This window comes from Variovorax sp. PBL-E5 (genome assembly GCF_901827185.1).
Taxonomy (GTDB): domain Bacteria; phylum Pseudomonadota; class Gammaproteobacteria; order Burkholderiales; family Burkholderiaceae_C; genus Variovorax.
Genome location: NZ_LR594671.1, coordinates 4,865,413 through 4,889,529 on the forward strand (window position 1 = coordinate 4,865,413; position 24,117 = coordinate 4,889,529).

Here is a 24,117-nt window from a genome sequence, read left to right on the forward strand (position 1 = left end):
GCGTGCCCGGCCAACGCTGCCGCTAGGAGAAGATCACGACCTGGCGGATGGCCTTGCCCTCGTGCAACAGGTCGAAGCCGTGGTTGATTTCGTCCAGCCGCAGGCGCCCGGTCAGCAGCTTGTCGACCGGCAACCGGCCCTGCTGGTACAACGCGATGTAGCGCGGGATGTCGCGCGAGGGCACGCAGGTGCCGATGTAGCTGCCCTTGAGCGTGCGCTCTTCCGCCACCAGGCTGACCGCGGGCAGACCGAAGCTGGCACCCGCGGGCGGCAGCCCGGCCGTCACCGTGGTCCCGCCGCGGCGCGTGACCGCATAGGCCAGGTCGAGCGCGCGGATCGAGCCCGCGAACTCGAACGCGTACTCCACGCCGCCGGCGCTGATTTCGCGGATCTGCTCTTTCGCTGCCGGATCGCCGGCATTGACGGTGTGCGTCGCACCCAGCGCGCGGGCCTGCTCGAGCTTGGCGTCGGACAGGTCGACCGCGATGATGTGGCGCGCACCCGCGGCCTGCGCGCCGATCAGCGCGGCCAGGCCTACGCCACCGAGCCCGATGACCGCAACCGATGCGCCGACGCGCACCCGCGCCGTGTTGACCACCGCGCCGACACCGGTCAGCACCGCGCAACCGAAGAGCGCCGCCTCGTCCAGCGGCACCGTCGGATCGATCTTGACCACGGAGCGTCGCGACACCGTGGCGTACTCGGCGAAGACCGAACATCCGAGATGGTGATTCAGCGGCACGCCGTCGTGGCTCAAGCGCCGCTCGCCCGACAGCAGCGTGCCGGCGCCATTGGCGGCGGCGCCCGGCTCGCACAGCGCGGGTCGACCTTCGGCGCAGGGCGCGCAATGGCCGCAGCTCGGCACGAAGACGACGACGACATGGTCGCCGCGCTGCAGGTCGCGCACGCCGGGCCCGACCTCCTCGACCACGCCCGCGGCCTCGTGGCCGAGCGCCATCGGCATCGGCCGCGGCCGGTCGCCGTTGATGACCGACAGATCCGAATGGCACAGGCCCGCGGCCGCGATCTTGATCAGCACCTCGTCCGGGCCCGGTGGGTCGAGCTCCACGGTGCGGATGGCGAGCGGACGGCTCTGCGCGTAGGGCGCGGCCACGCCCATCTTGTCGAGAACGGCGGCTTGGATCTTCATGCCTGTCTTCCTTTGCGAGGGACGATCACAACGCGATGCCGATCGACTTGAGCTCGGTGTACTGCGCGATCGCCTCGTACCCCATCTCGCGCCCCCAGCCGGATTGCTTGAATCCGCCGAACGGCAGCGCGACGTCGACCACATGGTGCGTGTTGATGCCGATGGTACCGGCCTTCAGCCGCCTGGCAACGCGGTGCGCCACGCTGACGTCGCGCGTGTAGAGGCTGGCCGCGAGGCCGTAGACCGAGTCGTTGGCCTGGCGCACGACGCTGTCGATGTCGTCGTCGTCGAAGGCCATCGCACACAGCACCGGCCCGAAGATCTCTTCGCGCACCACGCTCATGCCCGCATGCGTGTTGGCCAGGATGGTTGGCTGCATGAAGAAGCCCGCATCGCCCACCGTGCCGCCGCCCGTCAGCAGCTGCGCGCCGGCCTTGCGCCCCTGCGCGATGTAGCCCGCGACGCGGTCGCGCTGCTCGGCCGAGATCAGCGGCCCGATGCGCGTGGCCGGATCGAGCCCATGGCCGATGGTCAGGGCCGAGGCCTCGCGCACGATCCCTTCCATCACCTGGTCGTAGACCTTGCGATGCACGTAGAGACGGGAACCCGCGGTGCAGGTCTGGCCGTTGTTGTAGAAGATCGCGCTCGAGGCGCCGGCCACGGCCCGCCCGATGTCGGCGTCGCCGAACACGATCACCGGCGACTTGCCGCCCAGCTCCAGCGACACCTTCTTCAGGTTGCCGGTGGCCGCGCGCAGGATCAGGCGCCCCACCTCGGTCGACCCGGTGAAGGCGACCTTGTCGATGTCGGGATGCGCGGCGATCGCGGCGCCGGCGCTTTCGCCGAAGCCGGTGATGACGTTGAACACGCCCGGCGGAAAGCCCACCTCTTCGACCAGTTCGGCCAGGCGCAGCGCCGACAGCGGCGTCTGCTCCGCGGGCTTGAGGATGACCGTGCAGCCGGCCGCCAGCGCCGGCGCCACCTTCCACACCGCCATCATCAGCGGGAAGTTCCAGGGCACGATCTGGCCGACCACGCCCACGGCCTCGCGCAGCGTGTAGGCATGGAACTCGGCCGGATTCGACAGCGGGATGGTCGCGCCGAGGATCTTGTTCGACCAGCCGGCCATGTAGCGCAGCAGCTCGATGGAGAACGCCACGTCCACCACGCGTGCGTCCGTCACCGGCTTGCCGTTGTCCAGCGCCTCCAGCTGCGCGAGTTCGTCGGCATGCGCTTCCATCAGGTCGGCGAGACGCCACACCAGCTTGCCGCGCTCCGACGGATTGAGCTTCGACCACGGGCCGTTGTCGAAGGCCTCGCGCGCCGCGGCGACGGCCAGGTCGACGTCCTTCGCGTCACCGGCGGGCACCGTGCAGATCAGCGTGCCGAGCGCCGGGTCGAACACGTCGAGCGTCTTGCCCTCGACCGGGTCGCGCCACTTGCCGCCGATGAAGAGCTTCTTCGGACGGGCCACGAAGCTGCGCACGTCCTCGCGCAGCAGGTTCCAGGGGTTGGTGATTGCGTTCATCGGGATCTCCTTGGGTTGAACTGAATGGGTAGGGACCGGTGGCCTCAGGCCACGCCGACGCAGACGTACTTGCGTTCCATGTAGTCGTCCATGCCGTACTTCGAACCTTCGCGGCCGGTGCCCGATTGCTTGACGCCGCCGAAGGGCGCTTCGGCGGTCGAGATCAGGCCGGTGTTGATGCCGACCATGCCGGCCTCCAGCCGCTCGGCCACGCGCCACGAGCGCTTCAGGTCCGCGGTGTAGAAATAGGAGGCCAGTCCGAACTCGGTGTCGTTGGCCAGTGCGACGACCTCGTCTTCGGTGTCGAAGCGAATCAGCGGCGCCACCGGGCCGAAGGTCTCTTCCTCGCTCACGCGCATGGCGCGCGTCACGCCCGTCAGCACGGCCGGCGAAAGGAAGTTGCCGCCCAGGCGCTCGCCGCCGACGCGCAAGGTCGCGCCCTTGCCGGTCGCATCGGCGATGTGCTGCTCGACCTTGGCCAGCGCGCGCTCGTCGATCAGCGGCCCGACCTGCACGCCGGCTTCGAGCCCGTTGCCCACGCGCAGCGCGGCCACGCGGCGCGACAGCTTGTCGGCGAACGCGTCGTACACGCCGCGCTGCACGAAGATGCGGTTGGCGCAGACGCAGGTCTGGCCGTTGTTGCGGAACTTGGCGATCATCGCGCCGTCGACGGCCGCGTCGATGTCGGCGTCGTCGAACACGATGAAGGGCGCGTTGCCGCCAAGTTCCAGCGACAGCTTCTTGATCGTGTCCGCCGAGGCGCGCATCAGCTCGCGGCCGATCTCGGTCGATCCGGTGAAGCTGATCTTGCGCACCGTCGGGTTGGCGCACAGCGCGCCGGCGATCTGCGCCGCATTGCCGGTCAGCACGTTGATCACGCCCGGCGGAATGCCCGCGCGTTCGGCCAGCACGGCCATCGCCAGTGCCGAGAACGGCGTCTGCGATGCGGGCTTGACCACCATCGTGCAGCCGGCCGCCAGCGCCGGCCCGAGCTTGCGCGCCAGCATCGCGTTCGGAAAGTTCCACGGCGTGATGGCGGCGCACACCCCCACCGGCTGCCGCAGCACCACGATGCGATGGCCGGGCTGGGTGGCCGGGATGATGTCGCCATAGCTGCGCCGCGCTTCCTCGGCGAACCATTCGATGAAGCTCGCGCCATAGGCGATCTCGCCGCGTGCCTCGGCCAGCGGCTTGCCCTGCTCGGTCGTCATGATCAGCGCGAGATCGTCCTGCGCGGCCATCATCAGCTCGTACCAGCGGCGCAGCAGGTCGGCGCGGCGCTTGACCGACAGCGCAGCCCACGCCGGAAAGGCGCGCGAGGCCGCCTGCACCGCGCGCGCGGTCTCAGCCGCGCCCATGCGCGGCACCCGGCCGACCTCATCGCCGGTCGCGGGGTTGCGCACGGCGAGCGTCGTGCCGGAATCGGCCGCCTCCCAGGCGCCGCCGATCAGTGCGCGGTCGCGAAGCAGGGCCGGGTCTTTCAGTGCAAGCATGGTCGGTGTGTCCTCGGGTCAGTTCAGGGCCGCGTGCGCAGCGGCGATCTGTGCGCGCATGAAGGCGAGCGCCTTGCGGGCGGTGTCGTCCGAATCGGTCCACGGGTCGCGCCACAGCGCGATCAGGCCCGCGAGGTCGGGGCCGAGCACCGAGGGCGAGAAGGACTCGAACAGGATCGGCCCGTCGTAGCCGATGCGCGCGAGCGCACCGAAGAAGGCCGCGAAGTCGAGGTTGCCTTCACCCAGCCGGCCGCGATGGCTGTCCGCGACGTGCACGTAGCCGAGCAGATCCCTCACGTCGACCACTGCCTGCGCCAGGCGCTCTTCCTCGATGCACATGTGGAACAAATCCGCATGCACGAACATCGCGTCGGAGCCGACCTTGCGGATCAGGTCCGCGGCCTGCCCGACCGTGTTGATGAAATTGCTCTCGTAGCGGTTGAGTGCCTCCAGCCCGAGGCGAATGCCCGCGTCCGCGGCCTGCCGCGCCAGCCGCCGGTAGGCATCGACCGCGCGCTCGCGCGCCATCTCCGACGGCTGCACGGCATAGCGGTGCACCGCCGAGAACGACGGACCGCCCAGCAGCGGCGAACCCATGTCGCGCGCCACCGCGATCGCCTTGGCCACCAGCGCTTCACCGCGGCGGGCGATCACCGGATCCGGATTCGAGAGATCGGCGCTGAGCTTGCCGCACATCGTGGCCATCACGCCGAGGCCGTGCTGCTCGGCCAGCCGCGCGGTCATGCGGGTGTCGACGGTGTCGGGGTCGAAGATCAGCACTTCGACGAAGTCGTAGCCGATGTCGGCGGCGCGTTCGAACACGCGGCGCGCGCTGGCCTCGTCCCACTGCGGCGTGTAGACGAACATGTGGATGCCGAGCGGGTTCATCGCGCGCTCCCCTGCAGGGCGACGACCGGCGCCTTGACGAAGCGGCCGGCCACCACCGCGCTGATGCGCCCGCGCCAGATGTCCACGCCCACGGCCAGCAGGATGATTCCGCCGATGGTGATGCTCTGCAGCGAGGTCGAGACGGCGTTGAGGTTGAGGCCGTTCTGCACCACGACGATGATCAGCACGCCGATCAGCGTGTTCAGCACGTGGCCGCGCCCGCCCGCCAGGCTGGCGCCGCCGACCACCGCGGCCGCGATGGCCTGCAGCTCGATCGACGAGCCATAGTTGGGCGAGCCCGAATTGAGCCGCGCTGCCAGCAGCACCGCGCCGATGCCGGCGCAGGCCCCGGCAATGACGAAGGCCAGCATGCGCACGCGCGGCACCTCGATGCCCGACAGCCGCGCCGCCGACTCGTTGCCACCCACCGCGTAGATCTCACGGCCGAAGCGCGAGTGGTTCAGCACCAGCGTCGCCAGCAGGTAGAGGCCGACCATGTAGTAGAACGGCAGCGGCACGCCGAGCAGCTCGCCGTAGAACACCTGCCCCAGATCGGGCGACAGCGAGAACACGGGCGAGCCGCCGCCGACCGTGAGCGCGATGCCCTTGAAGGCGCTCAGGCCGGCCAGCGTGACGATGAAGGCCGGAATGCGCACATAGGCGACCAGCACGCCGTTGACCAGCCCCAACACGCCGCCGAGCGCGATGCCCGCCGGAATGGCCAGCCACAGGCTGGCGCCTTCGAACTTGACCATCACGGCCAGCACCATCGTGAGGTAGGCGATCATCGAGCCCGGGCTCAGGTCGATGCCGCCCGTGAGGATGACCACGGTGGCGCCGATCGCGACGATCGACAGCACCGCCACCTGCAGCGCGATGTTGCGGAAGTTCTCCGCCGCCAGGAAGCTCGGCGTGGTCGCGGCGACCACGCCCATGATCAGCAGCAGCGCGGCCATCGGGCCCGCGAACTGGCCGAGGACGGAACGTTTCATGTCATCACTCCTTCAAGGATGGGAGATTCGGCTTCGGCCGCGTGCTGCGTTTGCGATGCGCTGACCAGGTCCGCGTGCCGGACTTCGGCCGCATCGCGCAGCGCGGTCACGCGGCCGTGCTGAACGATCGCGATGCGGTCGCTCATCGCGATCAGTTCGTTGTGGTCGGAGCTGATCAGCACGATCGACTTGCCGGCCGCCGTGAGCCGGTTGATGAGCCGGTACACCGCGAGCTTGGCGCCGACATCGATGCCTTGTGTCGGCTCGTCGAGGATCAGGATGCGTGCCTGGGCGAACAGCCAGCGCGCGATCAGCACCTTCTGCTGGTTGCCGCCCGAGATCTGGCCGACCGGCTTGTGCCGCGCCAGCGGCGTGATCTCGAGCTCGCGGATGTAGTCCGCCGTGACGCGGCCTTCCTCGGCATGGTCGAGGCGCAGTCCGCGCATCACACCGCCGAGGTTCGCGGTGGTGATGTTCGGGCCGGCGAAGAAATTGAAGAACAGGCCGTCGAACTTGCGGTTCTCGGGCACCAGCGCCAGGCCGGCGCGGATCGCGTCGGCCGGGCCGCGCAAGCGCAGCGGGCGGCCATCGAGCAGGACCTCGCCGGCTTCCAACCGGTCGACGCCGAACAGCGCACGCGCGATCTCGGTGCGGCCGGCGCCGATGACGCCGCCGAGCCCGAGCACTTCGCCGCGGTGCAGGTCGAAGCTCACGTCGTGCACGCGGTTGGCCGTGCGCAGGCCTTCGACCTGCAGCACGACATCACGCGTCGCATGACGCTCCTTCGGATAGTGCTCGCCGACCTCGGTGCCCATCATGCGCGCCACGATCTCGTGCACGTCGAGCCGCGTCTCGCCCGAGCGGCTGACGATGCGGCCGTCCTTCAGGATCGTCACCGCATCGACCAGCTCACAGACCTCGTCGAGCCGGTGCGAGATGTAGAGGATCGCCACGCCGCGCGTCTTCATGCGGCGCAGCAGCCGGTGCAGCACCGCGATCTCGTCCTGGCCGAGCGCGGTCGTCGGCTCGTCGAGGATCAACAGTTCGGCCTCCTGCGACAGGGCCTTGGCGATCTCGACCAGCTGCTGCTCGGCGACCGAGAGATCGGCGACGCGCGCCGCCGGGTCGATCGGGATGTCGAGCTGCGCGAGGATCTCGCGCGCGCCTTTCGCGATCGCCGGCCAGTCGACGCGCAGCCCCCCCCATTTGGACGGATGGCGCCCGAGCACGATGTTCTCGGCCACGCTGAGCTGCGGCACCAGCGAGAACTCCTGGAACACGGTAGCCACGCCGTGCGCGCGGGCCTGCGTCGGGTCGCTCAGGCGCACCGGGCTTCCGCGGTACAGGATCGCGCCTTCGTCGGGCTGGATCACGCCCGACAGCAGCTTGATCAGCGTCGACTTGCCGCAGCCGTTCTCGCCCAGCAACCCGTGGATCTCGCCCGCGTGCAGCTCGAGCGAGATCTGGTCGTTCGCCTTGACGCCGGGAAAGGATTTGCAGAGGCCCTGCAACGCCCACAGCGGTTCGGATCGGGTCGCCATGACCGCGCGCGCTCAGTAGGCCTTGGAAGGCTTCGGATACAGGTCGGCCGGCTGCTTGAGCACCGCCTGCACGTTGCCCTTGTAGACGATCTCCGTCGGCACGTTGACATAGCCACCGCTCGACTTCCTGTTGAGCAGGTCGACTGCGAACAGCGCGGCCATGCGGCCCATCTTGACCGGCGAGGTGTTGGTCGTGGCCGTGACGCCGCCGCCGTTGGCGATGTCCTCCAGCGCGCCCGTGTCGCCGTCGTAGCCGTAGATCGAGATGTTGGTCCGCCCGAGGCTCTTGGCGGCCAGCGCGGCGCCGAGCGCCATGTAGTCGCTGGACGCGTAGATCGCATTGATGCCCGGGTTGGCCTGCAGCATGTCCATGGCCGCGGTGTTGCCCTTCTCGACGCTCCAGCCGCCGTTGATGCGCGTGGCGAGCTTCCAGTTGCTGTCCTTCAGGCCGTCGAGGAAGCCGCCGGCGCGCTCGGTGGCGATGTAGCTCGGCTCGCCGTCGAGCACGCCGACCGACTTCGGCGCGTCCTTGGCCTGCGCGCGCGCCCACTCGGCGAGTGCCTTGTTGGCGATGCGCTGGTTGACGCCGACCACGCCGTGCACCGGCGTCGGGAAGTTCGGGATGTCGGAGTTGACGATCACCACCACCTTGCCCGCGTCGACCGCCTTCTTGATCAGCGGCGCGAGCGAGTGCTCGTCGAAGCTGATGATCAGGATCGCATCGACATCCTTGCGCGAGGTCACGTCCTGCAGCATCCCCATCTGCCCGGCCTGGTCGGAGCCCGAGTACGGCGAGAGCATGAAGGACTTGATGCCCGGCACCGACTTGATGCCCTCGTACAAGGCCACGTGGTAGTTGTACTCGGTGCCCATCGGCAGGTAGGCGATGGTCGGCGTGCCGCCCTTGTAGCTCAGCTTGTCGAGCGTGGCCTGGGCGCCGGCGCCGAGCGGCTTGGGGGCCGGATAGCTCGGCGCCTGGGCCGTGGCGTGCGCCATCAGCAATGCAGCGCCCAGTGCCATGAGGGCCTTGCGGCCGGTTGTTTGCAGGTTCATGCGTGTCTCCATCGGGTTGTGATCGGGAACGCCGCGACGCGACTGCGTGCGCAAGGCACTGCAGCAACAGCGGGCGAGGAAGAAAAGGACCGGCTAGAAAACCGTCCGCACGATGCCGCCGTCCACGCGCATCGCCGAACCGTTGATGGCGCTTGCGCGCGCACTGCAGACGAAGGCCACCGCGTCGGCGATCTCCGCTGGGTCGATCAGCCGCGCGATCAGCGAGGTCGATCGGTTCTCGCGCATGAAGCGGGCCTCGGCCTCTTCATAGGGCAGCGCGGGATACAGGTCCTGCACGAAGGCGCGCACGCCCTCGGTACGGGTCGAGCCCGGCAGCACCGCGTTGACGGTGACGCCGGTGCCCTTGGTCAGTTCCGCCAGCGTGCGCGAGATGGCCAGCTCCATCGTCTTGGTCGCGCTGTAGTGCGGCAGCTCCGGCGCCGGCGACACGCCGGATTCGCTGGAGATGAAGACGATGCGGCCCTTCCTGCGCTCCAGCATCGCGCGGATGTAGTGGCGCGAGAGGCGCACGCCGCTCATGATGTTGATCTCGAACAGGCGCAGCCATTGATCGTCCGTCACGTCGCAGAAGGACATGGCTTCGTAGATGCCGAGGTTGTTGACGAGGATGTCGACGGAAGCCACCTGGGCGATCGTGCGTTCGCACCCTTCGGCCGTGCCGTTGTCGGCCACCAGCGCTTCGAGCCTGGCGCCGGGCACCTTGGCGGCGATGTCGTCCATCGCTGCCTGCACCGCGGCTTTGGTGCGGCCGTTGACGATCACCTGCGCGCCCTCACGGGCCAGCACGCGGGCGATCTCGCGCCCGATGCCGCCGCTGGACGCCGTGACCAGGGCGCGTTGGCCCTCGATTTGCAGATCCATCTGGTTGTCTCCTGGTGTGGATGGGCGCCGGGCTCAGCCCAGGTTGGGCGAGCGCTTCCAGTCGCGCAGCGCGTAGACCGTGCCCGGACGCTTCTGCTCGGGATTGGGGTTCTCGATGCGGCGGCGTAGGCTGTGGATCGGCGTCGCCTTGGCATCGGTGCGCACCTCGATCACCGACGGGCCGGGGTGGTTGAAGGCCTCGTCGAGCGCGGCCTCGATCTGGTCCGGGCGATCGACCACGATGCCCTTGAGCCCGAGGCCCGCGGCGGCGGCTGCGTAGTTGGGCTTGGCATGCTCCGACTGCAGGTCGACCGACAGCCGCGTGTTGTTGTAGAAGATCTGTTCCCACATCCGCAGCCAGCCGAGCTCGCCGTTGTTGAACACGATGTTGATCACCGGCATGTCGTAGCAGGCCTGCGTGGCCAGCTCGCCGATGGAGAACGAGAAGCCGCCGTCGCCGGCCACGGTGATCACGCGCTGGCCGGGCTTGACCATGCTCGCGCCGAGCGAGGCCGGCACCGCGTAGCCGAGGCTGCCCTGCCCGCGTGCATACAGGAAGCGGCGCGCGGCCTTGCGCGCCGGCAGGTACTGGCCGATCCAGCCCGAGGCGAAGCTGGCATCGCTGATCACGACGTCGTCGGCATCGAGCCGCGCGGCCAGCGACTTGAGCACGCGGCCCGGATGGATGGGTACGGCCTCGGACGCATGGTCGCCCGCGATGACGGCCGCCTGCTCGGCCTTGACTTCGCCGACGCGGCTGTCCCAGGCGTCGACGCGGTTCGCCTTCAAGAGCGGATTCAGCTCGTCGAGCACTTCGCGGATGTCGCCGAACAGCGCCACCGTGGGACGGAAGGTGCGGCCGTGTTCCTGCGGGTCGTCGTCGATGGTGATGGTGGCCTGCTGCGGTGTCGGCAGCGTCCAGTTGCTGGCGGTGTTCTGGCTCGCCTTGCAGCCGCACCAGATGATCAGGTCGGCCTCGGGCGCCAGCGCCAGCGCGGCCTTCGATCCCATCGGGTTCAGCACGCCGACCGAGCGCTCCGACACTTCGGAGATCACGCCCTTGCCCGACAGCGAGGTCGCGACGTAGGCCGCGCTGCGGTCGGCCAGCGTCTGCAACTGCGCGTAGGCGCCCGACATGTGCACGCCACCACCGGCGACGATCAGCGGCCGGCGCGCCTTGGCGATCAGCGCCGCGGCATCGGCCAGGTGCTGCTTCAGGGCACGCGCGCGGTGCGCCGGGGCGCGCACGTAGCGGTCGTCGGCGGCCGCGGGCGCGGTGGCCGGATCCCATTCGGCATCCATCACGTCGTGCGGCACGATGATGGCCACCGGGCCCGGCCGCGGCGAGGTCGCGACGCGGAATGCGGTACGGATGATTTCCTGGAACGAGCTCGCCGTCGGCACCATGAAGGTTTCCTTGGTGATCGACTTCAAGAAGCTCAGCTGGTCGAAGCCCTGCGAGGCCACGCCCTTGGCCTTCAGCGGCAGCCAGTCGCGCGGCAGCTCGCCGACGATCGCTATCAGCGGGATCGACGCGTTCAGCGCCTCGACCAGGCCGTCGGTCAGCTTGGTGGCGCCGGGGCCGACCGTCACGTCGCACACGCCGGGCTTGCCGGTCAGGCGCGCATAGGCGTCGGCCGCATAGACGCCGTTGCGCTCGTCGCGCACCAGCACGTGCTTGATGCGGTCCTGGCGCTGCGCGATGCCTTCGTAGAGGCCCGAGGTCTGGCCGCCGGGCATGCCGAAGACCACTTCGACGCCGTACTCGATCAACATTTCCGTCAGCATGTCTCCGCAATGGGCCATGGTTTTTCTCCTAAGGTGTGTTCAAGAAAGTGAGGGGACGAGGCACGCGCTCAGACCAGGTATTTCCAGTCCTTGCAGGCCTTCTCGTAGGGCTTGGGCCAGGCGATCTCGACGCCCAGCACGCGTGCCGCATGCAGCGGGTAGTAGGGATCGCGCAGGAATTGGCGGCCGACGGCGACGACATCGGCGCGGCCGTTCTTCAGCACTTCCTCGGCGAGCAGCGGATGGTCCAGCATGCCGACCGCGGCGCTCGGCACGCCGGCCTCGCGCCGGATCGCTTCGGCGAACGGCACCTGGTAGCCGGGGAAGGCATCGAAGCGGATGCCGCTGGTCGGCGCCATCGCGCCCGAGCTGGCGATGACGAGGTCGACGTATTCGCGCAGGCCGGCCACGCGCGCCACCACCTCGGCCTGCTGCGCACCGCCTTCGTCACGCTCGATGGTCGAGATCTTCATGAAGATCGGCTTGTGGCGCGGCCAGACTTCGCGCAGCGTCTGCAGCACCTCGCGCAGGAAGCGCAGGCGGTCGCTGCCGTAGCCATCGTCGCGCTGGTTGGCGAGCGGCGATGTGAACTGGTTGATCAGGTAGCCGTGCGCCGCATGCAGCTCGATGTAGTCGAAGCCGGCTTCGTTCGCGCGCCGGGCCGCCTGGGCGTAGCTGTCGACGAGGCCGCCGACTTCCGCATGGGTCAGTTCGCGCGGCGCGGGCCACTTGTCGGCAAAGGCGATGGGCGACGGACCCACCAGCCCCTGGTCGAAGAACTCGCCCTTGCGGCCCGCGTGGCCGAGCTGCACGCCGACCTTGGCGCCGTGCTGCTGGCAGGCGCGGGCGATGCCGCGCAAGCCGGGCACGTGCTCGTCCTTCCAGATGCCCAGGCAGCCGGGCGTGATGCGGCCGAGCGGATGCACCGCGGTCATCTCCAGCGAGATGAAGCCGGCCTGGCCGACCGCGCGGCTCGCATAGTGGGTCGGGTGCCAGTCGTTCGCAAAGCCGTCGTCGGCGATGTACTGGCACATCGCAGACATCATCAGGCGGTTGCGCGCCTGCAGGTCGCGGAATTCGATGGGTGTGAAAAGCATGTAGCGGGTCCTAGCGCAGATAGCCGCCGGCCACACCGCCGTCGACCGTGAGGGCGGCGCCGTTGATCACGGCGCTGTCGTCGCAGCACAGGAACAGCACCGCCTTGGCGACCTCTTCCGGCGTGATGCTGACCTTGAGCGCGTTGCGCTGGCGGTAGAAATCCTCGAGCTGCTCGGGCGCGACGCCATGGCGGCGCGCGGCGACGATGCGCTGCTCGGGCGTGAAGATGCCGGTGCCGCGGATCACGCCGTCGGGCAGCACCATGTTCACGCGGATGCCGAAGGGGCCGCCCTCTTCCGCAAGGCAGCGGCCGAGGTGCAGCTGCGCGGCCTTGGCCGCGCTGTAGGCCGCGGCCTTGGGCGTGGCGGCGACGGCCGACTTGCTGGTCACGAAGACCAGCTGGCCGCCGTGGCCGCGCCGCTTCCATTCGCGAAAGGCCTGCTGGCTGACGAGGAAGGAACCGCCCGCATGGGTCTCGAGCATCAGGCGCCATTGTTCGACGCTGGTGTCCTCGATCGGTGCGCCGAAGTGCGAGCCGGCGTTGCTGACGACGATGTCGAAGCTGCCGAAGCGCTGGCGCACCTGATCGAAGGCGGCGGCCACGCTGTCGGGAATGCTGACGTCGGCCTGCACGGCCAGGCAGCGGTCGGCGCCGCCGATGGGTTCGAGCAGCGCGATGGTGTCGGCCAGGCGCTCCGCACCGCGCGCCAGGATGGCGACCGAGGCGCCTTCCTGCGCGAGCCGCAGCGCAGTGGCGCGGCCGATGCCATAGGAGCCGCCGGTGACCACGGCCACGCGGCCGGCGAGCTTGGACTCAGACATGGGCGGCTCCTGTTGCGTCGTTCATCGGTGCGGGAATCTTATGCATGGAATTCTCTTCCGTCAATAATTTTATAAAAGGAATTTACTTCTATAACCAAGGCGAGCAAGGGCATCGATCGGTCGCGGGGTGAAAAATCAGCGGGCCGCGCTGCCGGCGCGCGCCAGCTTGTCGAACACGCCCTGGTTGCTCGCGAGCATGTCGAGGTAGGCCTCGGCCATGTCGTCGTAGAGCGGCTTCAGCGCGGCATTGGGCTCGATCGGGTCGCCCTTGGTGCGGTTCATCTGCTGCGACGCGGTGGCCAGGTCGCCGTAGAGGCCGACGGCCTTGCCGGCCACCAGCGCAGCACCCAGCGTGCCGAACTCCTCGCGGTCCAGCGTGCGGTAGGGCAGGCCGAGGATGTCGGCCTTCACCTGCTTGAACACCTGGCTGCGCGCGCCGCCGCCGATGCCGATCACATGGCTGGCACGGAAGGCCGGCACCAGCGCCTCGACGCTCTTGAGGTAGGCCCGGTATTCGTAGCCGATGCCTTCGAGGATGGCGCGGTAGAGGTGCTTGCGCTTGTGGGCCCAGTTCAGGCCGATGAAGGCGCCGCGCATGGTCGTGTTGTTGGGGCACACGCGCCCGCCCAGGTGCGGCAAGAACAGCAGGCGGTCGGCGCCCGGCGGCGCCTTCTCGGCCATGCGGCCGAGGCGCTGGTAGACGCTTTCCTCGTCCAGCTCGCAGATCGCCTTCTCGAGCTGCGAGAACTCGTCGCGGAACCAGCGCAGGTTGAGCCCGCCGCCGTTGACGTAGGCCATCGCGAAGTAAAGCCCCGGGATCACGTGCGGGCACGAGAACAGCATGCCGTCGCCTTCGTCCGCGACATAGCGGTCGACCACGATCGACAGGCAGGCGGCCGTGCCCGCGACGTCGAACACCATGCCGGGCTGCACGATGCCGGCGCCCAGCACGTTGGCCGTGGCGTCGCCGCAGCCGGCGGCGATCGGCGTGCCTTCGCGCAGGCCGGTCAGCGCGGCCGCGCGGCTGTCGACGCGGCCGACGATGTCGGTCGGATCGACGATGCGCGGCAGCTTGCTGTCGTCCAGCCCGAACTCACCGAGCAGGTCCTTGTTCCAGCGGCTGCGCGCGGTGTCGGCGAAGTTGCTGAACGGCAGGTAGGTGCGATCGATGAAGGCATCGCCGCCGCGCAGCCCCGCCATGCGGCCGGCCACGTAGGCCGAGGGCACGACGAACTTGGCGATGCGGCGGTAGATGTCGGGATGCTCGTGCTTCCAGTACAACATCTTGGCGCCATGCGAGAACGAGGGCGGCCCGCCCGCCGAGCGGATGATCTCGCCGCGGCAGCGCTTGAGCTGCTCGATGTAGGGCGCGCAGCGCGTGTCGAGCCACGAGTCGTACACCGTGGGCGCGCCGCCCTCGGCGTCGACCGTGCCGACGCCGGCCATCTGGCCGTCGCAGGCGATGCCGGCGATGTCGCCAGGGTTCACACCCGAGTTCGCGATGCAGGCCTTGATGGTGTTGACGGCCGCGCCGTAGATGTCGTCGGGCCGCTGCTCGACGGCGCCGGGCGCCGGGTACAGCAGCTTCGATTCCTCGAACGCATCGGCCACCAGGCGGCCGCTCTCGTCGTAGAGCGCGGTCTTGGTGCCCATAGTGCCGATGTCGACCCCGATCAGATAGGCCATGTCTTCGTCTCCGTCCTGTTGTCTTGTCGTCTCAGGCCGCGAGGCCCTGCCTGCGCCGGCGCAGCGCGCTCAGCCCGTCGAGCACCACCACCAGCGCCAGGATGGCGCCCAGCGCCACGCCCTGCCACTGCGGCGCGACCTCGACGAGGTTGAAGCCATTCTTCAACAGCGCCATGAAAAATGCACCCAGCGCCGCGCACAGCACCGAGCCCCGGCCGCCCGCCAGCACCGCGCCGCCGATCAGGCAGGCGATGATCACTTCCATCTCGGCGCCGACGCCGAGGTAGCGGTTGGCCATGCCGACGCGGGCGGTCGCCATCAGGCCGGCCAATGCGGCCAGCGCGCCCGTGAGCACGAAGACCGCGAAGGTCGCACGCCGCACCGGCAGCCCGAGCAGCCGCGCCGACGCGGGATTGCCGCCGATGAAATAGAGCTGGCGCAGCGGCGGCCAGCGGCTCAGGCCCCAGTCGGCCGCCGCGATCAGTCCCAGCCCGGTCCAGACCACCGCAGACAGCCCGAGCAGCTTGGCATTGCCGAGCGCGACGAAATCGGCCGGCATCGAGGTGAAGCCGGCGACGCCCAGGCCGCGCACCAGCCATTCGATGAGGCCGCGCACGATGGCCAGCATCGCCAGCGTCGCGATCAGCGGATTGATGCCCAGCACCGCCACGAGCAGGCCGTTGAGCGCGCCCACCCCGACGCCGCAGGCCATCGCGAGCAGGCAGGACACGACCACGCCGAGCCCGGCCTGCATCCCGATCGCGGCAACGATACCGGCCAGCCCCATCACCGCCCCGATCGACAGGTCGAAGTTGCCGATGACGAAGAGCAGCGTCATGCCGGCGACCAGGATCAGCAGCGGACCGACGGTCGCCTGCAGCGAGTCGAGGTTGTTGATGTCGACGAAGCTGTCGCTGCCGATGGCCAGCAGCGCGATCGCGAGCGCGACCAGGCCGGCGGGGATGCGGATCGAACGAAGAATGAAATTGACCATGAGCGCTTCTCCTTGGGCGTCAGCGACGGCGGGCCGCGAGACGCCGGTCCAGCGTCACCGCGACGATCAGCAGCACGCCGACCACCAGCGACTGCAGCGCCGGCTCGACATCGAAGGCCACCATGCCGTTGACCACCACGGCCAGGAATGCGAGCCCGAGGAAGGACCCGGCCAACGTGCCCTTGCCGCCGGACAGGCTGGCGCCGCCGAGCACGGCCGCGGTGACCAGCGTGAACTCGAGGCCGTCGCCGAGCTGCGCATCGGCGTGCGTCACGCGCGAGGCCGCGACCAGCCCGGCCGCACCGGCCGCCAGCGCGCTGCCGGCGAAGGCCGCGATCTTGATGCGATCGACCCGGATGCCGTAGAGCAGCGCGGTCGCGGCGCTTTCGCCCGCCAGGTACAGGCGGCGGAACATCGCGGTGCGCCGCTCCAGCACCGTGAAGACCACCAGCAGCGCCAGCGCCACGATGACGACGACATGCACGCCGCCCACATGCGCCCGCGCCAGCGCGCGGAACGCGGACGAGAAGGTCTGGCCCACCAGCACGGTGTTCAGCACGCCGCTCAGCCCGCGGATCAGCACCATGGTGCCGATGGTCAGCATCAGCGAGTTCAGCCGCAGCTTCACCGTCAGCAAGCCGTTGATCAACCCGAACAGCAACGCGCAGCCGAGCGACAGCGCGGCCGCGACGGCAAAGGGCATGCCCATCTGCTGCATGAGGAAGCCCGCGAGCGCGCCGGTGAATCCGTACACGGCACCCACCGACAGGTCGATCTCGCCGGTCGCCATCACGTAGACGAAGCCGCTGATGGCGAGCATCTGCAGCGACAGGTCGAGCAGCAGCCCGTAGAGGTTGCCGATCTCCAGGAAGCGCGGATGCGCGAGCCCGAGCAGCACGGTCGCGGCCACCACCATGAGGGCGATCGGCACGATCTGCCGGTCGATGGGCGAGAAGGCCTGGCGCCGCGCGGGCGCCGGCAGCGTATCGATGGCGAGTTGTTTCATGCGGGTACTCCGGTGGCCGGCGATGCCGGCGCGTGGCCGGCGGCCAGGGTCATGATGGCTTCCGGGTCCATCTCGCCGGGACCGCATTCGCCGACGATGCGGCGCGAGCGCATCACCAGGATCCGGTCGCACAGCGACAGCAGCTCGGGCAGCTCCGAGGACATCACCAGCAGGCTCTTGCCGGCCTCGGCCAGGCCGCGCAGATGGCGATGGATGTCGGCCTTGGCGCCGACATCGACCCCGCGCGTGGGTTCGTTGATCAGCACGACCTGCGGGTCGTCGGCCAGCGCGGCGGCCAGCATCACCTTCTGCTGGTTGCCGCCGCTCAGGTCGGCCGGCGGCGCATCGGCGCTCGCGGCCTTGATCGAGAAGCGCTGCATGTAGTCGCGCGCGAAGGCCGTCGCCTCCTGCCGGCGCAGCCAGCCGGCGGGACCGCTGAAGCGCGCCAGCACCGGCGACGAGATGTTGGCGGCGATGCTGCTGCGCATGAAGAGCCCGGCCTCCTTGCGGTTGGTGTTGACGAAGCCGACCCCGCGACGCCGCAGTTCGTGCGGCAGCAGATGCGGCACGCGCTGCCCGCGGACCTGCACCTCGCCCTTCGCGACATGCAGTCCGAAGAGCGCGGGCGCGACCTCACTGCTGCCCGAGCCCTCGAGGCCGAACAGGCCCACCACCTCGCCCGCGTGAAGACGCAGGCTCAGGTCGTCCAGGCGGCCGGGCACGCGCAGTCCGCTCGCTTGCAGCAGCGGCTCGCCGCCCGCCGGACGGACGGCGCGCAGCGCGCTGTCCCGCGCCAGCTCGCGCCCCGCCATGCGGTTGACCAGCTCGGCCTCGGTCGCACGGCGGCAGTCGAAGGTCTCGATGTAGCGGCCGTCGCGCAGCACGCTCACCTCGTCGCAGGCGCCCAGGATCTCGGGGATGCGGTGGCTGATGAAGAGGATGGTCTCGCCGCCGTCGGCCAGCTTGCGCAGCAGGCGCATCAGCCGGTCGGCCTCGGCGGTCGACAGGCCCGAGGTGGGCTCGTCGAGGATCAGCAGCCGGCGCGGCTGGTTGAGCGCGCGCAGGATCTCGATGAGCTGCTTCTGGCCCAGCGTCAGCTGCGACAGCAAGGTATCGGGATGCAGGTCGAAGTCGAAGCTCGCGAGCGCGCGCCGCGCTTCGGCGCGCAGCCGGCCGGCATCGATCGCGCCGCCGCGCCGGAAGCGGCCGAGGTCGGGGAAGATGTTCTCGGCCACCGAGAGGTTGTCGAACACCGCCAGCTCCTGGTGCACCATGATCACGCCGAGGCCGCGCGTGTAGGCGGGCTCGTAGCGCGCGTAGGCCTGGCCGTCGAGTTCGATGCTGCCGCGATCGGGCGCCACCTCGCCCTTGATCACCTTCATCAGCGTGCTCTTGCCGGCGCCGTTCTCGCCCAGCACCGCGTGGATGGTGCCGCGGCGCACGCTGAACGACACGTCCTGCAGGGCACGCACGGCCCCGTAGGCCTTGGAGACGTTCGCGATCTTCAGACTGCAGTCGTTCATGGCGGCGCTCGCTCAGCTGCGGTACTGCGGAATCTTCTGGTGATTGAACAGGTCCACGGTCTCGCGCGTGATCAGCTCCGTGCCCATGAACACCTGCTGCGGCGCCGCCACCACACCCGCGGCCTTGTTGTCGGCCGAGATCGGCACGCCGGCCAGGCCGTTGGGGCTGTTGTACGACTCCAGCATCTGCACGGCGGCGAAGCATTGCAGCGCGGTCTTGTTGATGACCGAACCCTTGATGAGCCCCTTCTTGATGTACTCCAGCACCGGCGACTCGCGGTCGTGCACGACCACCGTGATCTTGCCGAGATCGACGTCCATCTCCTCGGCCGCCAGCGCGATGCCGCTGCCCGAACTCGAATCGAGCCCGACCACGGCATTGAGGCCCTTGTAGGTGTTGAACATCGCCTTGGAGGACGCGATCGCGGCTTCGGTGCTGGCCTTGTCGTCGACGCGGCCGACCAGTTCCCATTCGCTGTTGGCCTTGAGGTAGTCGGTGAGTCCCTTGACCTTGGCATCGGTGTTCGATGCGCCCCAGTTGCCGCTGGCCACGTACTTGCCCTTCTTGCCGGCGAACTTGATCAGCGCCTTGGCCGTGTCGGCGCCGCAGGCGTAGTTGTCCATGCCGATGAAGCTCAGCGCGCCGTTGTCGGGCACCGTGGCCTCGATCACGATGACCGGAATGCCCTGCGACATCGCGCGCTTGATGGCGGGCACCGCGCCCGGCTCCCACAGGCTGGTGACGATGCCGGCGGGCTTCTTCGCGATGGCCTGTTCGACGGCCGAGGCATGGCCCACCGGATCCCAGCCCTGCGGGCCGACGGTGCGGATGTCGGCACCGAAGGCCTTGGCCGCGTAGCGCATGCCGAGGTGGCAATCGAGCAGGTAAGGATGGCCGAGCAGTTGCGACGCGTAGTAGTAGGTGCGGCCTTTGCCGGCCGTCTGCGCCTGCGCGGGCGAAGCGCCGGCCATCAGTGCGGCGCCGGCGCCGAGCATCGATGCGGCGAAGGCGCGGCGACGGGGAATGAAGCGGTCGGATGTCATGGTCTTGTCTCCAGGGTGAAGGAATCGTTTCGATGCGCCCGTTGCGCTAGCGCGCATAGGCAGCGCAGAGGCCGCCGTCGACGGTGAGCGAGGCGCCGGTGATGGTGGCGCTGTGCGTCTCGCTGCACAGGAACAGCACCGCGCGGGCCACGTCCTCGGGCCCGATCGAGGTCTTGAGCGCATTGCGTTGCGCGTAGTAGTGCTCCAGTGCGTCCGGCGCCACGCCGTGCCGGCGCGCATTGGCGGCGCGCTGGGCATCGTCGAAGATGCCGGTGCCGCGAATCACGCCGTCCGGCAGCACGCAGTTGACGCGGATGCCGTGCGGGCCGCCCTCTTCCGCCAGGCAGCGCGCGAGCTGCAATTGCGCGGCCTTGGCCGATGCGTAGGCGACGACGCCCGGGCTCGCGGCCACGCCCGCCTTGCTGGCCACGAAGACCAGGCAGCCGCCGCGCCGGCGCCGCTTCCAGTGTGCGAAGGCGGCGCGGCTGAACAGGAATGCACCGCCGACATGCGTGTCGAAGACGCGGCGCCAGGCCTCGTGCGAGACATCTTCGATGGCGCCCGCGTGATGGAAGCCGGCATTGCTCACCACGATGTCGATGTCGCCCAGATCCTGCTCGACCGAGGCCATGAAGCCTTCGACATCGGCCGCACGACCGACATCGCCCGAGGCGACCAGCCAGCGATGACGCGGAGCGCCTTGCGCCGAGCGGCTGCGCGCCAGGGCGAGCAACTCGTCGTCGCGCGCCAGGACGGCGATGCGCGCGCCCTGTCGCGACAGCAGGCGCGCGATGGCGAGCCCGATGCCCGACGAGCCGCCGGTGACGACCGCCACCCGGCCGGCCAGCGCGCCGCCCTGCGGCGAAGGCTGCACGTCCTTTTCTGCGGCGGTGACGGAAGTGAAATTCATGTCTCGGTCTCGTTGTTGCGGAATTTAATACCGTCGAACTTTTCAAGCAAGGAATTTCTTTCTATAGTTTTCACTCAAGGGGAAAACCCCGATGCACTGCCGCCGCGCAGGCGTCTCTTCGAGAGAGCGATCGCCAAGCCGGGTACCATGGAGGAAAATTCCTTCCATCGCCACAGGAGTCCTGAAGAATGACCACCCAGCTCGACCGGACCGGCGTGCTGAACACGATCCGGCAGGCGCAGAGCCAGCTGAATCCCGCGCTCAAGCGCATCGCCGGCCATGTGCTGAAGCATCCCGACATCGTCAAGACGCAGTCGATCAAGGATCTTGCCGAGGTGTGCGAAGTGTCCGAGTCGACGATCACGCGCTTCGTGCGCGCCATCGACGTGCCCAGCTACCAGCAATTGAAGATCGGCATCGCCGAGGCGCTGTCGACCCACGGCCAGGGCGCGCCGGCGCCCCACGACGCCTTCGTCTACGACGACATCTCCGCGTCGGACACCAATGCGCAGATCGTCAAGAAGATCCTCTTTCGCAACATCAGCGCGCTCGAGGACACGGCGCAACGGCTCGACCTGAAGCTGCTCGACAAGGTGGCGACCGCGATCGACCGCAGCGACACGCTGGCCTTCTTCGCGATGGGCTCCTCGACGCTGGCGGCCGAGAACGCGGTGATGCGCTTCATGCGCGTGGGCAAGCGCTGCCTTTTCTACAAGGACCAGGGCGTGCAGCAGATCTCGGCCACCACGCTGGCCAAGAGCTCGATCGCCTTCGCCATCAGCAATTCAGGCCGCACGATCCCGGTGGTCGAAGCGCTGCGCGCCGCGCGTGCGCGCGGTGCCGTGACGGTGGCCATCACGTCCTATCCGGACTCGCCCCTGGCGCAGACCGCGAGCATCACGCTGCTGACGAACACCACCGAGGCCGCGGTCGGCAACGCGCCGTACCACGAAGCCATGCTGTCGAAGATGGCGCAGTTGCTGGTGACGGATGTGATGTACTCGCGCTTCGCCGTCAAGCATGTCGGCAAGTCCATCGCGGCGCTCAAGGACACCAATGCGGTAACCGAAGGCAGCCGCTACAAATAGCGGCGGAAGCGGCCGAGCCGACAAGCCGGCCTCACGCGCGCAGCACGCACTTGTCGTAGAGATGCGGCGCGCGGCCCGCGGGGTCGTAGCGCGCCTTCAACGCCTCATAGGACGCCATGCCGTAGGCGCGCGCGAATTCGTCGCGCGTGAAGAAGCTGTCCGAATAGAGCGACTTGATGCCGCCGAGCCGAAGCACTTCCTGCTCGAGCAGGCGATTGAAGTGGCCCGCCTCGTGCGGCTCGCGGCTCTCGATCACGTCCCAGAATCCGAAGTTCAGGTACAGGCCGTCATCGAGCGGATACAGCGTGAAGGGCGATGTCGTGTCGGGCGCGCGCACAGGGCAGATCCAGATCGGGAGAATGCCGATCTCGCGCAGCAGGAAATCGAGGAAGCCGGGTGCCGAAGCGATCGGGATATCGACATCCTGGATCACCGACTCCGGGACCACGCCGCGCCAGTGCGCCAGCCGCTTCGTCAGACCCCATCGCGCGTTCAGCCGCATCAGCCGCGTGTAGGTGCGCGAGTTCAGATGCGAGCGGCCGAACAGGCGACGCACCCACGGATGCTGGGCGCCGAAGTTCTTCGAGCACCAGAACCAGTCGGTGTCCCAGCGCCAGAGGTAGTCGTGCGTGCGCAGGTGGTCGACCGGCGTATCGAGCAGCGAGCGGTAGTAGATGCGCTCGAAGCCGTAGTCGCTCGGCGACGGTGCCTCGTCCACGAAGCGGGCCGTGCTGAGCACCAGCGACTGCGGCCCGAAGACGACGCCATCGACGAAGTCGGCATCGCTTTCGCATGCACGCGCGAGCGCGGCGAAGAAGTCGTCCGGGTTCGCGTGCCTCGCATGCTCCACGCGCACGCAAGGCTTGACCGGCAGCGTGCGCAGCACCAGCCGCAGTGCATAGCCGAGCGAGCCGTACGAATTCGGGAAGCCGAAGAAGAGATCGCGGTGCGCGTTGTCGGGCGTGCAGGTGACGATGCTCGCGTCGGGCAGCAGCACGTCGAACTCCTTCAGCGTGTGATGAACCAGGCCGTGCCGGAACGAGGTCGCTTCGATGCCGACGCCGGCCACCGCGCCGCCGACCGTGATCGTCTTGAGCTGCGGCACCACGGCCGGCATCGCGCCGCGCGCGAGCGTCGACGCGACCAGTGATTCGTAGGTCGTCATGCCTTCGACCTGCACCAGGCCGGCGGCGCCGTCCACCTCGATGACGTGATCGAACTCGCTCAGATCGAGCCGCTGCCTGGCGCCTTCCGCACGGTCCCGGAAAAGATTCGACGTGCGCTTGGCGAGACCGAGCGGCGCACCGCCGGCCGCGATGGCGCCGCCGATCGCAGACAGCAGCCGCTGCCTTCGCTCGGCATGGGCATCGACCTCAGCGTTCATAGAGGTGCGCGCGGCTCATCGGATAGTTCGAGCGCGTCACGTTGCCCTTGCAAAAGACGATCTGGAACAGGTGCGTGTAGCCGTTCGCGGAGCGGAACATCTCGGCACAGCCGATCAGGTAGGTGCGCCAGATGCGCCGGAAGCGTTCGTCGAAGCGCTTCGGGTCCAGCGCATGGATGGCATCCCACCGCGCTTCGAAGCGCTCGGCCCAGGCGTCCAGCGTCGGCGCGTAGTGCCGGCGCAGGTTCTCGATGTCGATCACCTCGAGACCGCTGCGCTCCATCTCGACGATCACGTCGGCCAGGCACGGAATCCAGCCCCCGGGAAAGACATGCTTGCGGATGAAAAGCTCGGTCTCGAAGCGGCCGACATGGCCGATGAAGTGCAGCAGGCCGAGGCCGCCCGGCTTGAGGAAATCGGCATGCGCGCGAACCACCTCGGGAATCTGGTCGCGGCCTGCATGCTCGAGGGTGCCGATCGACACCACCTTGTCGTAGGGGCCGTCCACCTCGCGGAAATCCGCCTCGCGCACCTGCAGGATGGCGCCGAGACCGCGGCGCTCGATCTCGTCGCGCAGCCAGTCGACCTGCTCGGTGGCGGCATTGAGCCCGACGCCGGTGGCGCCGCAGGTCTCGTGCGCCCTGAACATGAAGCCGCCGAAGCCGCAGCCGATGTCGATGAAACGCTCGCCCTGCCGGAGCTGGATCTTGCGGCACACATGATCAACCTTGTTGCGCTGTGCCTCCTCCAGCGTGCGCGTGCCTTCGGGCCAGTAGCCGCAGGTGTACATCATCAGCGCCTCGTCCAGCCAGAGCTTGTAGAACGGCGTGCCCAGCCCGTAGTGCGCGCGCGCGTTGTCCTTGGCACGGCCTGGGTCCCGGTTCGAGTGGCGCCATTCGTGCAGCCGGTTCTCGAGGGCGTTGAGCCCGCCGCTCTGGTCGAAGCGCGACACCATGCCGGCGGCCAGCGCGGCGCCGAGGTCGCCTTCGACGTCGATCGTCTGATTGAAATAGCCTTCGACGAAGCCCATGTGGCCGCGTGCGAGCACGCCCAGCACGGCGCCCCGGGTATGAAAGTCCGCCGTGAAGGCCGGCGCGCCCTGGCCGGCGACGAACTCGCTGCCATCCGGCAGCCGGGCCGCGAAAGTGATGCCCGCGCGCGTGCCGATCCCTTCGAGCGTCTCGCGCAGGCGGCGTGTGAAGATCATGCGGGGATTTTCTCCGGCCGAAGGCTCCGGGCGTGTCCGC

At 68.8% G+C, this 24,117-nt stretch carries 20 protein-coding genes; 1 reads left to right on the forward strand and 19 read right to left on the reverse strand.

Annotated elements, in window-relative coordinates; genetic code table 11:
* Positions 1-22: 22 nt before the first annotated feature.
* The 17 genes from WDLP6_RS23765 to WDLP6_RS23845 form a co-directional block, all read right to left on the reverse strand.
* Complete coding sequence (locus tag WDLP6_RS23765) at positions 23-1,150, reverse strand: zinc-dependent alcohol dehydrogenase family protein (protein ID WP_162594327.1); 1,128 nt, start codon at positions 1,148-1,150, stop codon at positions 23-25.
* Between the two features lie 25 nt (positions 1,151-1,175).
* Positions 1,176-2,678 carry an aldehyde dehydrogenase family protein gene (locus tag WDLP6_RS23770; protein ID WP_162594328.1) on the reverse strand — a complete coding sequence of 501 codons (1,503 nt, stop codon included), beginning with the start codon at positions 2,676-2,678 and terminating at the stop codon, positions 1,176-1,178.
* A 44-nt stretch (positions 2,679-2,722) separates the two neighbouring features.
* A complete protein-coding gene (locus WDLP6_RS23775) occupies positions 2,723-4,171 on the reverse strand; it encodes an NAD-dependent succinate-semialdehyde dehydrogenase (RefSeq protein WP_162594329.1) in 1,449 nt (482 codons plus the stop codon).
* Positions 4,172-4,189: 18 nt separating this feature from the next.
* A complete protein-coding gene (locus WDLP6_RS23780; protein WP_162594330.1) occupies positions 4,190-5,059 on the reverse strand; it encodes a sugar phosphate isomerase/epimerase family protein in 870 nt (289 codons plus the stop codon).
* The gene (locus WDLP6_RS23785; protein ID WP_162594331.1) at positions 5,056-6,051 is read right to left on the reverse strand and encodes an ABC transporter permease; all 996 of its coding nucleotides are present in this window, start codon (positions 6,049-6,051) and stop codon (positions 5,056-5,058) included. Before WDLP6_RS23785 ends, WDLP6_RS23780 begins: the two co-directional genes overlap by 4 nt.
* Positions 6,048-7,592: a sugar ABC transporter ATP-binding protein gene (locus WDLP6_RS23790; protein WP_162594332.1), complete on the reverse strand. Its 1,545-nt coding sequence runs from the start codon at positions 7,590-7,592 to the stop codon at positions 6,048-6,050. Before WDLP6_RS23790 ends, WDLP6_RS23785 begins: the two co-directional genes overlap by 4 nt.
* Before the next feature lie 12 nt (positions 7,593-7,604).
* Positions 7,605-8,645: a sugar ABC transporter substrate-binding protein gene (locus tag WDLP6_RS23795; RefSeq protein WP_162594333.1), complete on the reverse strand. Its 1,041-nt coding sequence runs from the start codon at positions 8,643-8,645 to the stop codon at positions 7,605-7,607.
* Positions 8,646-8,738: 93 nt separating this feature from the next.
* Positions 8,739-9,527, reverse strand: a complete 789-nt coding sequence (locus WDLP6_RS23800) for an SDR family NAD(P)-dependent oxidoreductase (protein ID WP_162594334.1) — start codon at positions 9,525-9,527, stop codon at positions 8,739-8,741.
* Between the two features lie 33 nt (positions 9,528-9,560).
* Positions 9,561-11,333 (reverse strand): thiamine pyrophosphate-binding protein, encoded by a 1,773-nt coding sequence (locus WDLP6_RS23805; protein ID WP_162594335.1) that lies wholly within the window; start codon positions 11,331-11,333, stop codon positions 9,561-9,563.
* A gap of 50 nt (positions 11,334-11,383) precedes the next feature.
* Complete coding sequence (locus tag WDLP6_RS23810; RefSeq protein ID WP_162594336.1) at positions 11,384-12,412, reverse strand: oxidoreductase; 1,029 nt, start codon at positions 12,410-12,412, stop codon at positions 11,384-11,386.
* A 10-nt stretch (positions 12,413-12,422) separates the two neighbouring features.
* Positions 12,423-13,235 (reverse strand): SDR family oxidoreductase, encoded by an 813-nt coding sequence (locus WDLP6_RS23815; protein ID WP_162594337.1) that lies wholly within the window; start codon positions 13,233-13,235, stop codon positions 12,423-12,425.
* A gap of 135 nt (positions 13,236-13,370) precedes the next feature.
* The gene (locus WDLP6_RS23820) at positions 13,371-14,921 is read right to left on the reverse strand and encodes an FGGY-family carbohydrate kinase (protein WP_162594338.1); all 1,551 of its coding nucleotides are present in this window, start codon (positions 14,919-14,921) and stop codon (positions 13,371-13,373) included.
* Between the two features lie 31 nt (positions 14,922-14,952).
* Complete coding sequence (locus WDLP6_RS23825; RefSeq protein ID WP_162594339.1) at positions 14,953-15,915, reverse strand: ABC transporter permease; 963 nt, start codon at positions 15,913-15,915, stop codon at positions 14,953-14,955.
* Between the two features lie 19 nt (positions 15,916-15,934).
* Positions 15,935-16,921 carry an ABC transporter permease gene (locus tag WDLP6_RS23830; protein ID WP_162594340.1) on the reverse strand — a complete coding sequence of 329 codons (987 nt, stop codon included), beginning with the start codon at positions 16,919-16,921 and terminating at the stop codon, positions 15,935-15,937.
* The gene (locus WDLP6_RS23835) at positions 16,918-18,444 is read right to left on the reverse strand and encodes a sugar ABC transporter ATP-binding protein (protein ID WP_162594341.1); all 1,527 of its coding nucleotides are present in this window, start codon (positions 18,442-18,444) and stop codon (positions 16,918-16,920) included. Before WDLP6_RS23835 ends, WDLP6_RS23830 begins: the two co-directional genes overlap by 4 nt.
* A gap of 12 nt (positions 18,445-18,456) precedes the next feature.
* Positions 18,457-19,488: a substrate-binding domain-containing protein gene (locus WDLP6_RS23840; RefSeq protein WP_162594342.1), complete on the reverse strand. Its 1,032-nt coding sequence runs from the start codon at positions 19,486-19,488 to the stop codon at positions 18,457-18,459.
* A gap of 46 nt (positions 19,489-19,534) precedes the next feature.
* Positions 19,535-20,398 (reverse strand): SDR family oxidoreductase, encoded by an 864-nt coding sequence (locus WDLP6_RS23845; RefSeq protein WP_162594343.1) that lies wholly within the window; start codon positions 20,396-20,398, stop codon positions 19,535-19,537.
* 188 nt (positions 20,399-20,586) lie between these two features.
* On the opposite strand from WDLP6_RS23845, the gene WDLP6_RS23850 reads away from it, so the two are divergent.
* Positions 20,587-21,486, forward strand: a complete 900-nt coding sequence (locus tag WDLP6_RS23850) for a MurR/RpiR family transcriptional regulator (protein ID WP_162594344.1) — start codon at positions 20,587-20,589, stop codon at positions 21,484-21,486.
* 31 nt (positions 21,487-21,517) lie between these two features.
* Here WDLP6_RS23850 and WDLP6_RS23855 read toward each other — a convergent pair whose 3' ends face one another.
* Positions 21,518-22,870 (reverse strand): FAD-binding oxidoreductase, encoded by a 1,353-nt coding sequence (locus WDLP6_RS23855; protein WP_162594345.1) that lies wholly within the window; start codon positions 22,868-22,870, stop codon positions 21,518-21,520.
* On the reverse strand, positions 22,860-24,077 hold the full coding sequence (locus tag WDLP6_RS23860) for an SAM-dependent methyltransferase (RefSeq protein ID WP_174259896.1): 1,218 nt from the start codon (positions 24,075-24,077) through the stop codon (positions 22,860-22,862). Before WDLP6_RS23860 ends, WDLP6_RS23855 begins: the two co-directional genes overlap by 11 nt.
* Between the last annotated feature and the right edge of the window lie 40 nt (positions 24,078-24,117).

Excerpts from the sequence above, each read along its gene's own strand:
- WDLP6_RS23850 (WP_162594344.1), top strand. The coding sequence starts at position 20,587 with ATGACCACCCAGCTCGACCGGACCGGCGTGCTGAACACGATCCGGCAG.
- WDLP6_RS23765 (WP_162594327.1), bottom strand. The coding sequence starts at position 1,150 with ATGAAGATCCAAGCCGCCGTTCTCGACAAGATGGGCGTGGCCGCGCCC.
- WDLP6_RS23810 (WP_162594336.1), bottom strand. The coding sequence starts at position 12,412 with ATGCTTTTCACACCCATCGAATTCCGCGACCTGCAGGCGCGCAACCGC.
- WDLP6_RS23815 (WP_162594337.1), bottom strand. The coding sequence starts at position 13,235 with ATGTCTGAGTCCAAGCTCGCCGGCCGCGTGGCCGTGGTCACCGGCGGC.
- WDLP6_RS23805 (WP_162594335.1), bottom strand. The coding sequence starts at position 11,333 with ATGGCCCATTGCGGAGACATGCTGACGGAAATGTTGATCGAGTACGGC.
- WDLP6_RS23855 (WP_162594345.1), bottom strand. The coding sequence starts at position 22,870 with ATGAACGCTGAGGTCGATGCCCATGCCGAGCGAAGGCAGCGGCTGCTG.
- WDLP6_RS23835 (WP_162594341.1), bottom strand. The coding sequence starts at position 18,444 with ATGAACGACTGCAGTCTGAAGATCGCGAACGTCTCCAAGGCCTACGGG.
- WDLP6_RS23860 (WP_174259896.1), bottom strand. The coding sequence starts at position 24,077 with ATGATCTTCACACGCCGCCTGCGCGAGACGCTCGAAGGGATCGGCACG.
- WDLP6_RS23820 (WP_162594338.1), bottom strand. The coding sequence starts at position 14,921 with ATGGCCTATCTGATCGGGGTCGACATCGGCACTATGGGCACCAAGACC.
- WDLP6_RS23790 (WP_162594332.1), bottom strand. The coding sequence starts at position 7,592 with ATGGCGACCCGATCCGAACCGCTGTGGGCGTTGCAGGGCCTCTGCAAA.
- WDLP6_RS23795 (WP_162594333.1), bottom strand. The coding sequence starts at position 8,645 with ATGAACCTGCAAACAACCGGCCGCAAGGCCCTCATGGCACTGGGCGCT.
- WDLP6_RS23785 (WP_162594331.1), bottom strand. The coding sequence starts at position 6,051 with ATGAAACGTTCCGTCCTCGGCCAGTTCGCGGGCCCGATGGCCGCGCTG.
- WDLP6_RS23775 (WP_162594329.1), bottom strand. The coding sequence starts at position 4,171 with ATGCTTGCACTGAAAGACCCGGCCCTGCTTCGCGACCGCGCACTGATC.
- WDLP6_RS23770 (WP_162594328.1), bottom strand. The coding sequence starts at position 2,678 with ATGAACGCAATCACCAACCCCTGGAACCTGCTGCGCGAGGACGTGCGC.
- WDLP6_RS23845 (WP_162594343.1), bottom strand. The coding sequence starts at position 20,398 with ATGAATTTCACTTCCGTCACCGCCGCAGAAAAGGACGTGCAGCCTTCG.
- WDLP6_RS23825 (WP_162594339.1), bottom strand. The coding sequence starts at position 15,915 with ATGGTCAATTTCATTCTTCGTTCGATCCGCATCCCCGCCGGCCTGGTC.
- WDLP6_RS23840 (WP_162594342.1), bottom strand. The coding sequence starts at position 19,488 with ATGACATCCGACCGCTTCATTCCCCGTCGCCGCGCCTTCGCCGCATCG.
- WDLP6_RS23780 (WP_162594330.1), bottom strand. The coding sequence starts at position 5,059 with ATGAACCCGCTCGGCATCCACATGTTCGTCTACACGCCGCAGTGGGAC.
- WDLP6_RS23830 (WP_162594340.1), bottom strand. The coding sequence starts at position 16,921 with ATGAAACAACTCGCCATCGATACGCTGCCGGCGCCCGCGCGGCGCCAG.
- WDLP6_RS23800 (WP_162594334.1), bottom strand. The coding sequence starts at position 9,527 with ATGGATCTGCAAATCGAGGGCCAACGCGCCCTGGTCACGGCGTCCAGC.